Below are 9791 nucleotides of genomic sequence, written 5' to 3' on the forward strand. Positions count from 1 at the left end.
TATAAACATCGCACCCTGCGTTCAGAAACTTCTGCGGGATGTCCGTCATGGGTTCACCGTCAAAATTCTGGTTCCATTTTTGCTGCATCGTCCACCTCACAGTTCCGGTGCAGAACGTGCAGAGGATTTTGGCGCAGACGTATCACTTGCCAGTTCTGCCAGCTTTTCCAGTGTGGAAGGGCGATGGTCTGCACTCAGTTCCTCGGCTTCCGCAACTTTATCCATGACGGCATCGTAGTCCTGCAACAGCCGCCGCCCCTTTTCCATGTGGTGTGCTTCCAGAATCTGCTCACGGGCTTCCTGAATGGTCAGTTCCGGGGCATCCAACTGCCCGCCGTCCATCACGGAAAAATCGCTGTGGTAAATGGTGTAGTCCCATCCATCCTCACAGGACTGGATGGCAAGATAACCTTTGCCACCCAGTTCCCACGCTGCCTGCTCGTCCTGTGTCTGAATCTCCGGGTAGAAGTCGGCATGGTTTCGTTCCATGACTTCGGCAAACTGGCAGATGTGGAACACATTGCCCAGACCGCCCATGTCAAAGTGATAATCATCCAGATGTTCCACCCGTGCCGTAAAACTGTGCCCATCCGGGTAATCCACCTGAATCACGCCGCCATCTGGAATGCGATAGAGGTCATCATAGTGGCTGTTGATGAGACGAATATCCTTCGGCAGCGTTTCCGGCTCCCAGATGCGCCGTCTGCCGATGCCCGCCTGCGGGATGTTTTCGAGGATCTTTACGCTTTCCTGTTGGATGGCCTTGCGGTCATCGTCCGAAAGTTCAAACAGATACCAGTTCCGGGCAGCAGGAATGGCGTTCCTGCCATCGGGCGGCAGGTTCTTTTCCGAGATCTGCCCGCTTTCCAGCGGCTCAACAGTTACCTTGTTATAAGTGGCAAAGCCGACCCCTGCACTGTTTTCCCGGAGATGCAGATAGCGTTCATCGTTGATAAGGTAGACCGCTTCTTTTATCTGCTCCATCAGCACCCACCCTCAAATTCCAGCGAAAACTTGCTGCGGCCATCGGCTTCACAGGACAGCAGCACGGTGGCATTGTAGGTCTTGCCCTTGGCACTCTTGCAGTCCTTCAAGCGGACACGACCATCCCGCAGCAGCTTGCGGTTGGTGGCGCAGGTGTCCACCAACAAATCTACGATCTGATAGATGGTATCCTCATCGTCCGGGCAAAGCCGGAGCAGGAGGTCTACCTCCAAAGACTGAGAAAAATATTCTTCCAGTTGGGTGCGTTTGCTCATCCCATCCGCTTCTTCAGAATAGAATGGATCAGTCTCACTCATTTCAGTATCATTCTTTTTAGTCTTATTACATCGTGATTTTGAAGGGTCTTGACTTGCGTTTTTGAAGCCTCCAGAATCGTGAAAATCACGATTCTGGAATATTGATTTTGACGATTCTGCCGAAAAGTTCTTCACATACACCAAACTTGGCTTTCCCAGACCTCTGCGTTTTCGTTCAATCAGACCAAACTTTTCGAGTTCCCGGAGCAGCTTGGTCGCTTTGTTGTCTGCGCAACACAACGCCCTCTTGACATCCTCTATCGTGAAGATAATGAACACCCGGTTCTGCTCGTCCAGCCAGTCGTTTTTCACGGACAGGCTCATGCGGTCAAGCAGGATGCCGTACAGGGTCTTGGCATCGGTTGACAGGCTCTGGAACCGTGGCTCCTGAAACAGAGCCTTTGGAATGCGGTAGAAGGAGAACAGCTCTCCGGCTTGTCCGTAGAAGTAGTTAAGGGTCATGTGGCTTTTTCAATGTTTTGCTCCAGCTTGTGTTCAAAAAATCGACCGCCTTTCGTTTGAAAATAAAAAGCGCACTCTTTTCTTATTGAAAAGTGGTGCGCTATGTAATATCTGTATAATTTAGCTATCCAAAAGATAGTCGATGAGATATTCTTTCGGAATCATGAAAGATCGTCCGACTTTCAGGCAGCGAATTCTATGTTTATGGATTCTTCTGATGATGGCAGTCTGGCTTTTGAAACCGAGTAAAGTTGTTGCTTCTTCGACAGACAGCACATCAGGATAGTTCACAAATAATTTTTTATAATACTCTTTTGCTTGATTTTGATTCATTATCCTTGACTTTCCTTTCGTTTTGTGCCTAAGCAGAGGAGCGTTTTGCCCTGCATCCCTCCTGAACATCCCTCCAATTTCCATTTGAGCGATCCAAATCGAAAAAACAGAGTAGAGGGAAAACGCATCGAAAAATCGTGGATATTTCAAATTATTGTTCGTTGAGACGTGAATTTCGCCTTTGCACAGTGGGAACCAGATATCACTAGATATCACTGGATGACACCAGATGGAAGATGAGGATAAAAACTCAAAATCCCTTGTGCTAATAACACGTGTGGGTTCGACCCCCACCACCGGCATAGAGAAACGGGTCAGGAAGCATCGCTTTCTGGCCCGTTTGTTTTTACTGGAAGAAAAGCTCCTCCGCCGTGCTTTTGGCCATGTGAAATGGGGCTCTCATCAAGAGAGCTTTCCGGCAGGAAAAGCCATTTTATCGCAAGGCAAGAATTGGTGCAGCATGAAAACAGCATATTTGTGATATGCGATTCAACGCTGGTGCATAAAAGGTGAACTGCGATAATGACTGTTTAAGACTTGGTCGATTTTTGTTCACAAACTTCTGGTATCCTGTAGACAGAACGAAACGAGAAAGAGGAAACTTCATGAACGCCGAACTCACTTTCCTGAACGCTCTGCAAGCCCTGCGCACACCTGCGCTGGACGGAGTCATGCGCTTTTTCACCCATCTGGGCGACTCCGGTTTTGTCTGGCTGGCGCTGACCGCTCTGCTGTTGGCCTTCCGCCGGACGCGGCGGGCGGGCTGGGTGCTGGCGGCGGCATTGCTCTTCGACGCCGTCCTCTGCAATATCCTTCTCAAGCCGATGGTGGGCCGTATCCGCCCCTGCGACGTCCTCACGGAGGTGGAGCTTCTTATCCCCCGCCCGGAGGATTTTTCCTTCCCCTCGGGGCACACGGCGGCATCCTTCGCGTCGGTGACGGCTCTCTGGCTGGCAGGGAAAAAGCGGTGGGCAATGGCAGCGCTGCCGCTGGCAGTGCTGATCGCGTTCTCCCGGATGTACCTCTGCGTCCACTTTCCGACGGATATTCTGGGCGGCGCGGTGCTGGGCACTGCCTGCGGCTGGCTGGGTGCGTGGGCCATCAAAAAGCTGGAAGAAAATAAAATGGTGCGCTCCCGCTGAGCGCACTGTAGATGGAAGAGGAGCAGTTCGGCTCCTGAGCCTGACAAATCAGCTCAATATTACGTTCAACTTCGACCTTACGCCGTACATTGAGGGGGATGATGCAGCTGTCTGCTGAACAGCCAGGCGGCAAATATTCTTTTTTGAAAACGGTGTAAAGTCAAAAATTGGGGGGTGTATAGGAACTGCCTGCAAAAGCCTGAAAATGGTGCGGGCGAAGCAATACAGCCCCAAAAAATCGGCTTCAGCAAAAAGAAAAGCACCGTACTTCCTGCGAAGTACAGTGCTTTTTTGGTGGAGAATAGCGGGATCGAACCGCTGACCTCTTGCATGCCATGCAAGCGCTCTCCCAGCTGAGCTAATCCCCCAAAGCTGGTGTGTCATCCCTGACGACGTTGATTATTATACCAGCCCGAGACCCGGTTGTCAACAGTTTTTTTCATTTTTTCTGCGTGGAAATGCTGCGCTTATAGTAGAACAGATACTGCTGCACGATGCCAGCCTGCTGGCCGTAGGCGGGGAAGGGGTCGCGCCCGCCAAATTCCTCGTCGATGAGACGCTGGATCCAGACGTCGATGGGGGCCATCGCGGTGCGGCCATAGCCGAAGAGGCAGACGCAGTTGGCGACTTTTTTGCCGACGCCGTCCAGCGTGAGCAGGCGGGAAAAGAGGGCGTCGTCGGGGAGGCCGACCAGCGCATCGAGGTCGAGGGTGCGGGCGGCGGCCTGCGCGGCGGCGTGCTGGATGTAGCGGGTGCGGTAGCCCAGCCCGCAGCCCGTCAGCTGCGCTTCCGTGAGGTCGCAGAGCTGCTCCGGGGTGGGGAAGAGGAAGACCTCATCGCCCTCTGCACAGAGCGGATCGCCGCAGCACCGGGCCAGCTGCTCGACGGCGGTGCGGATGGCCGGAATGCTCTTGCGCTGGGAGATGATGAAGGTGACGAGCATCTCCCACGGGTCCTGACGCAGCACCCGGATGCCCTGCCCGAAGGCCAGCGCTGCGTCGAGATAAGCGCTCTGGCCCGCCAGACTCTGCCGCAAGGCGGCGTAGCTGCGGCCTAAATCGAAATATCCGGCCCAGACATCCCAGTCCGCGCCGTACCATGCGGCGTCGTACTGCCCACAGCCCAGCGGGGTCAGATAGAGCAGCGCTTTGCCGGAAACGAAGCGGCAGCGCCCGTCGGCCAGCTTCCGGGGGCGGAAGCACTGGCCGCTTTCGAGGATCTTGTCGAGGTCGAAGTCGTCTTGGATGGTGACGCGCTGATGGGTGAGTGGAACGGTGCGCATGGGAGGACTCCTTTCGGAAGAAGGTCGTGTTCGTCTGGGCTTATTGTAGCACAGAAGCAGGCAGTTTTCCACAAGGAGGACGTGCCGAAGGGCATATTCCGGAAAAGAAGAAATGTTGGATGCAGTAACATTCCATTTCGGAATGGACTTTCCGGAAAATCAAGGCGAATATCCCCCTTTTCATTTGGAAAAATCTGTTGTATTATGAATAACAGGTATGGAACGAGACGAAAATGCGCCGGGACAGAGCGCGAACAGGAATGATAAGAAAAGTTAAGGCATGAGGGGAGAGCCACGATGGACGAAAAAGATTACGAGCTTCTGCACGCACTGGACGAGACCCGCAACATCACCCATGCAGCGGATAAGCTGTATATGACCCAGTCGGCGCTGTCCAAGCGTATCAAGGCACTGGAGCAGGAGCTTGGGGTGGAGATCGTGCTGCGCTCGCGGCAGGGCATCCGCTTCACACCGGCGGGGGAGCAGGTGCTGCTCCACAGCGCCGCCGCTGCCCGGGAGATGGAGAAGATGCGCCGCCAGCTGGCCTCGATCCAGGGCGAGGCCTGCGGCACCCTGCGGGCGGGCATCTCGGTGAACTTCTCCTATTACCGCCTGCCCGAGGTGCTGACAGAGTACCACAGGGCCTACCCGAAAGTCCGTCTCGACATCGCCACTGGCCACAGCCGGAACATCTACCAGCAGATGCTGGACTTATCGCTGGACGTTGCGGTGCTGCGCGGCGAGTACCCGTGGGATGGCACCCAGTTCCTACTCTCGCAGGAAAACATCTGCCTCATCTGCAGCGAGGAGAACAAGGACCGTCCCATCTCCGACTACCTCTATATCGACCACAGCAGCGACGCTACCATCAGCGCCCAGATGGCCCGCTGGCGCTACGAGAACGGTGTGACCAACGACGCAGGCAACTTTGTGGTGGACAACATCATGGTCTGCCGCGAGATGGTGGAGCGGGGTCTCGGCTGGGCGCTGATGCCGGAAGTGGCGCTGGATGGATTCAAGGGAAGCGTCAAGCCCTGCACCTTCGAGAATGGCGAGCCGTTCGTCCGACGCACCTATATTTTCTGCCAGAGGGACGCTGCAGCCCTGCCGCAGGTGCAGCTTTTTATGGATATGCTCAAGAAGCATCGTTGAGAGGAGAAGAAAATGGAGACAACTGTTTCGCTGGTCCAGATGCTGGATGCGCGGGAGCGCCGGGTGCAGCACCAGCAGGCATTGCTGGCCCAGTACCACAAGCCCCTCATCTGCTTTACCATGAACATCTGCGGCCCGGTGAAGGATTCACCCCTCATCCGGCGGGGCTTTGCGCGGGGGTGTCAGCTGCTGCGTCAGCAGTTCCTGCGGGCGAAGCTGGTGCCACTGCGGGAGGACGCCATCCGGGAGGTCACGGGCTGCGAGGCGTTCTATGTGCTGGACGCCGACCCGCTGACCATTAAGAAATTCACCACCGACATCGAGGACGCCACACCGCTGGGGCGGCTCTTTGATATGGACGTCATCCGCCCGGATGGGCGGAAGGTGGACCGGGAGGAGCTGCATCTTGAGGGGCGCCGCTGCCTGATCTGCGGCGGGCCAGCCAAGGTGTGCAGCAGCCGCCGCGTCCACACCGTGGCAGAATTGCAGGAAAAAACCACTGAGATCCTGACCGATGCCCGGGATGCGCAGGACATCGCTGACGCGGCCCGTCTGTCTGTCCGCGCTCTGCTGTATGAGGTGACGACCACCCCGAAGCCCGGCCTTGTAGACCGGCGGAACAGCGGCAGCCACAAGGATATGGATGTCTTTACCTTCATGGACAGCGCCGCCGCCCTCTACCCCTATTTTGAAGCTTGTGCCCGGATGGGCCGCGGCACGGCAGAGCGGCCCGCCTCCGAGACCTTCGAGGCCCTGCGTCCTCTGGGCTGTGAAGCAGAGGGGGAGATGCTGGAGGCCACCGGCGGCGTCAACACCCACAAGGGCGCTGTCTTTTCGGTGGGCATCGTCTGTGCGGCGCTGGGCCGTCTCGACCGTGCACTCTGGGCCGATGCAGCCCGGGTGCTGGCCGAGGTGTCCGCCATGACGGCGGGCCTTACCGAAAAGGACTTTGCGGATGTCACGGCGGAAAACGCCGCCACCACAGGCCAGAAACTTTATGCCGAATACGGCATCACCGGCGTGCGGGGGCAGGTGGAGGCCGGGCTTCCTGCTGTGCTGAACATCGGCCTGCCGACGCTGGAAGCCGGACTTGCCAAGGGCTATGACTTCGACCGGGCAGGCGGCGGGGCGCTGCTGGCGATTCTGGCCGGCAGCACCGACACCAACATCATCGCCCGTTCGAGCCGGGCGCGTCAACTAGCCCTCGCCGAGGAGCTGAAGGCCCTTCTGGCCGAGACGCCCTACCCGGACAGGGACGCGCTGGCGGCGCTGGATGACCGCTTCATCGCGGAGAATCTTTCGCCCGGCGGCAGTGCCGACCTGCTGGCGCTGACCTATCTGCTCCATTTTATCACGACGGAGGGGAATGACGATGAGTGAATATACCATTTCGCAGGTCTGCCCGACCGATCGGATCGTTCTGGCCCAGATCGATGCGCTGCTGCAGCAGGAGGGCATCCGCCGCGACGGCAATCTGGACTACATCTGCGCCATGTTCGACGAGGAGTACAATGTCATCGGCACGGGCAGCTGCTTCGGCAACACCCTGCGGTGCTTTGCGGTCAGCAGTGCCCATCAGGGCGAGGGCCTGCTGAACCAGATCATCACCCACCTCATCGAGGTGCAGTGTGCGCGGGGAAATCTGCACCTGTTTTTATACACCAAGGTGAAAAGCGCAAGATTCTTCGGCGACCTCGGCTTCTATGAGATCGCCCGAGTGGAGGACACCCTCGTCTTTATGGAGAACCGCAGGGACGGCTTCGGGGCCTATCTGCGCGCACTCGAAAAGACAAAGACCGGGGGAAAGAGCGCGGCCCTCGTCATGAATGCCAACCCCTTCACCCTCGGCCACCAGTACCTCGTGGAAAAAGCTGCGGCTGCCTGCGATACCCTCCACCTCTTCGTGGTCAGCGAGGATGCCAGCCTCGTGCCCTTTGCGGTGCGCAAAAGGCTAGTGGAGGCGGGGGTGGCCCATCTGCCCAACGTCGTGCTCCACGACAGCGGCCCTTATATCATCTCCAACGCCACCTTCCCCAGCTATTTCCTGAAGGACGAAGCCGCGGTCATCGACGGCCACGCCCGGCTGGATCTGGCGGTGTTTACCAAAATCGCAAAAGCTCTGAATATCACCGCCCGCTATGTGGGCGAAGAGCCGACCAGTCAGGTGACGGGCCTTTACAATAAGATCATGTGTGAGCAGCTGCCCAAGGCAGGCATCGAATGCATCGTTGTGCCCCGCAAGGAGGCAGACGGCAAAGCCATCAGCGCCTCCACGGTCCGCCAGTGCCTGCAGTCCGGCGATTGGGAAACGCTGAAGACCCTGCTGCCCCAGACCAGCCTCGACTACTTCCGCAGCCCGGAGGCCGGGCCGGTGCTGGCCTGCATCCGCAGCGCGGGCAATGTCATCCATTACTGAGAAGAAATTCTCTCCTCTTTATAGAATAGAGCCATCAAAAAAGCAGACGCGGAAGTGCGTCTGCTTTTTTGATGGGTCAGTTTGTGGTCTGGGTGGCCGACTGGATCATCTTCCAGATGGCTTCAAGGCTCTGGCGGATCTGGGCCAGCGTGGCGATGTCGCCGTCGTTCATCCGGGAGGCCGGGGGAGAGAGAACAGTCTTAGCGGCGGTAACAGTGCCGGTGAGCTGGATGTGGACGTTGTGCTCCGGGATGGTCAGCAGGATGTGGACAGGGGTGGTGTCCGAGAAGAGACTGTCCATCGGGAAGCCCAGCACGAGGGTCGTGCCATCGGCTGCGGCGGGAAACTGATAATAACGGTAGCCGTCCCGTGCGCCGGAGGGGGAAGTCTTTTTCAGCCCTTTGAGAGAGAGGGTGAAGCCGGAAAGCTCCTGCAGCTCGACGGTGTCGGTCTCGACGCCCAGCACAGCGGCGGCCTGCGTCTGGGAGATGTAGTCGCCCAGACTCCAATCCGGCAGCAGAACGCCTGCGATGGAGAGCTTATCTGTGACCGACTGGCGCAGGACGGTGTAGAGCTGGCCGACGTCGAAGAGGGTCTCTTCTGCGTCGATGTACACCCGGGTGAAGGGAGACGCCTTGACCGAGCCGTCCGCGTTGAGCTGGTAGAAGGACAGCTGCAGCCTGCCGGGGGCATACTGGCCGCTGACGCTGCCGCTGGAGGCGTTCACCCGGTTCAGGATGCTCAGCAGCGGGGGCGTCTGGGGGCTGTTGGGGGTGATCTCGTAGCGGAGCGTGAAGGATGCGCCGCTTTGCAGGGCGGCGACTTTGCTGTGGAGCTTTGCAAAGACCACGCCCACGGCGACAGCCGCGGCGAACAGCACGGCCAGTAAGACGATAAGCAGAGGATTGACACGTTTTTGGGGAGATGCCATCTGCAAGACCTCCTATCATGGTTTCTGTGATTATAGCATACGGGCCGGGAGGCGAAATGTCAAGCCGGAACTTGACGCCGCAGGGCAGCGGGCGTATACTGACGGATACGTCTATTTATATAAGGAAAAAGGAGGCAGATATGAAGATCGCAATTCTGGGAACCAGCGGCAGCGGAAAATCCACGCTGGCAAAGCGTCTGGGCGAAACATACGGCCTGCCGGTGCTCCACATGGACACCGTACATTTTTTGCCCGGCTGGGTGGAGCGGCCCTTCGCCGAGGAAGAAGCCATTGTCCGGCAGTTTCTCGACGAGAACGCAGGCGGCTGGGTCATCGACGGCAATTATAGAAAGACCTGCTATGCCCGGCGGCTGGAAGAAGCGGATAAAATCATCGTGCTCTGGTTTTCGCCGCTGGTCTGCCTCTGGCGGGCGGTACGGCGCTGGCAGCAGAACAAAGGCCGTGTGAGGGAGTCGTCTGCGCCCGGGTGCGAAGAAAAAATCGACGCGGAGTTTGTCCGCTGGATCCTCCACGATGGACGTACCGCCAAAAAGCGGGCGGAGATGGAGAGGATCGGGGAAGAGTATCCTGAAAAGTATGTGATGATACGAAACCAGCGGGAGCTGGATGGGTTCTTGGAGTTTATAGAATCAAAGGATTCTCGCGCTGGTGGCGCGGGTTAAGTTTTTTCTTTTGGTCAAGCGGCTTGCGCTCCGCGCGGGCCAGAGGCAGGGAGGGGTGTTTCGACTCCCCCCTCCCTACCTCTGGACTC

General features: G+C 57.5%; 11 protein-coding genes and 1 tRNA gene. 6 read left to right on the forward strand and 6 right to left on the reverse strand.

Annotated features, from left to right (window positions below):
• Positions 1–96: 96 nt before the first annotated feature.
• The 3 genes from LKD23_RS12270 to LKD23_RS12280 form a co-directional block, all read right to left on the reverse strand.
• Positions 97–984, reverse strand: a complete 888-nt coding sequence (locus LKD23_RS12270) for an LPD16 domain-containing protein (protein ID WP_227621880.1) — start codon at positions 982–984, stop codon at positions 97–99.
• Positions 984–1763, reverse strand: a complete 780-nt coding sequence (locus tag LKD23_RS12275; RefSeq protein WP_227621881.1) for a replication initiator protein A — start codon at positions 1761–1763, stop codon at positions 984–986. The genes LKD23_RS12270 and LKD23_RS12275 overlap by 1 nt, the downstream gene beginning before the upstream one ends.
• A 120-nt stretch (positions 1764–1883) precedes the next feature.
• A complete protein-coding gene (locus LKD23_RS12280) occupies positions 1884–2246 on the reverse strand; it encodes a helix-turn-helix domain-containing protein (RefSeq protein ID WP_227621882.1) in 363 nt (120 codons plus the stop codon).
• Between the two features lie 79 nt (positions 2247–2325).
• Here LKD23_RS12280 and LKD23_RS12285 point away from each other — a divergent pair, with 79 nt between their 5' ends.
• The gene (locus LKD23_RS12285) at positions 2326–2577 is read left to right on the forward strand and encodes a hypothetical protein (RefSeq protein ID WP_227621883.1); all 252 of its coding nucleotides are present in this window, start codon (positions 2326–2328) and stop codon (positions 2575–2577) included.
• A 124-nt stretch (positions 2578–2701) separates the two neighbouring features.
• On the forward strand, positions 2702–3238 hold the full coding sequence (locus LKD23_RS12290) for a phosphatase PAP2 family protein (protein WP_227621884.1): 537 nt from the start codon (positions 2702–2704) through the stop codon (positions 3236–3238).
• Between the two features lie 292 nt (positions 3239–3530).
• Here the strand turns inward: LKD23_RS12290 and LKD23_RS12295 are convergent.
• A tRNA-Ala gene (locus tag LKD23_RS12295) sits at positions 3531–3606 on the reverse strand.
• A gap of 71 nt (positions 3607–3677) precedes the next feature.
• Positions 3678–4520 carry a DNA-3-methyladenine glycosylase family protein gene (locus LKD23_RS12300; RefSeq protein WP_227621885.1) on the reverse strand — a complete coding sequence of 281 codons (843 nt, stop codon included), beginning with the start codon at positions 4518–4520 and terminating at the stop codon, positions 3678–3680.
• A gap of 297 nt (positions 4521–4817) precedes the next feature.
• On the opposite strand from LKD23_RS12300, the gene LKD23_RS12305 reads away from it, so the two are divergent.
• The 3 genes from LKD23_RS12305 to citC are packed head-to-tail and all read left to right on the forward strand — an operon-like array spanning position 4818 to position 8088.
• Positions 4818–5672 carry a LysR family transcriptional regulator gene (locus tag LKD23_RS12305; protein ID WP_227621886.1) on the forward strand — a complete coding sequence of 285 codons (855 nt, stop codon included), beginning with the start codon at positions 4818–4820 and terminating at the stop codon, positions 5670–5672.
• Positions 5673–5684: 12 nt separating this feature from the next.
• Positions 5685–7052: a triphosphoribosyl-dephospho-CoA synthase CitG gene (gene citG / locus LKD23_RS12310; protein ID WP_227621887.1), complete on the forward strand. Its 1368-nt coding sequence runs from the start codon at positions 5685–5687 to the stop codon at positions 7050–7052.
• Positions 7045–8088: a [citrate (pro-3S)-lyase] ligase gene (gene citC, locus LKD23_RS12315; protein WP_227621888.1), complete on the forward strand. Its 1044-nt coding sequence runs from the start codon at positions 7045–7047 to the stop codon at positions 8086–8088. Before citG ends, citC begins: the two co-directional genes overlap by 8 nt.
• Before the next feature lie 76 nt (positions 8089–8164).
• Here citC and LKD23_RS12320 read toward each other — a convergent pair whose 3' ends face one another.
• Positions 8165–9019, reverse strand: coding sequence for a hypothetical protein (locus LKD23_RS12320; RefSeq protein WP_227621889.1), 855 nt, complete (start codon positions 9017–9019; stop codon positions 8165–8167).
• Positions 9020–9159: 140 nt separating this feature from the next.
• On the opposite strand from LKD23_RS12320, the gene LKD23_RS12325 reads away from it, so the two are divergent.
• A complete protein-coding gene (locus tag LKD23_RS12325) occupies positions 9160–9702 on the forward strand; it encodes an AAA family ATPase (RefSeq protein WP_227621890.1) in 543 nt (180 codons plus the stop codon).
• The last annotated feature ends 89 nt before the right edge of the window (positions 9703–9791 follow it).

The organism is Faecalibacterium butyricigenerans (assembly GCF_020687345.1).
In the GTDB taxonomy this organism is placed as follows: Bacteria; Bacillota; Clostridia; order Oscillospirales; family Ruminococcaceae; genus Faecalibacterium; species Faecalibacterium butyricigenerans.

Coding starts and splice junctions, on each gene's coding strand:
- LKD23_RS12270 (WP_227621880.1), bottom strand. CDS start 984: ATGGAGCAGATAAAAGAAGCGGTCTACCTTATCAACGATGAACGCTAT.
- LKD23_RS12275 (WP_227621881.1), bottom strand. CDS start 1,763: ATGACCCTTAACTACTTCTACGGACAAGCCGGAGAGCTGTTCTCCTTC.
- LKD23_RS12285 (WP_227621883.1), top strand. CDS start 2,326: ATGGAAGATGAGGATAAAAACTCAAAATCCCTTGTGCTAATAACACGT.
- LKD23_RS12290 (WP_227621884.1), top strand. CDS start 2,702: ATGAACGCCGAACTCACTTTCCTGAACGCTCTGCAAGCCCTGCGCACA.
- LKD23_RS12300 (WP_227621885.1), bottom strand. CDS start 4,520: ATGCGCACCGTTCCACTCACCCATCAGCGCGTCACCATCCAAGACGAC.
- LKD23_RS12305 (WP_227621886.1), top strand. CDS start 4,818: ATGGACGAAAAAGATTACGAGCTTCTGCACGCACTGGACGAGACCCGC.
- citG (WP_227621887.1), top strand. CDS start 5,685: ATGGAGACAACTGTTTCGCTGGTCCAGATGCTGGATGCGCGGGAGCGC.
- citC (WP_227621888.1), top strand. CDS start 7,045: ATGAGTGAATATACCATTTCGCAGGTCTGCCCGACCGATCGGATCGTT.
- LKD23_RS12320 (WP_227621889.1), bottom strand. CDS start 9,019: ATGGCATCTCCCCAAAAACGTGTCAATCCTCTGCTTATCGTCTTACTG.
- LKD23_RS12325 (WP_227621890.1), top strand. CDS start 9,160: ATGAAGATCGCAATTCTGGGAACCAGCGGCAGCGGAAAATCCACGCTG.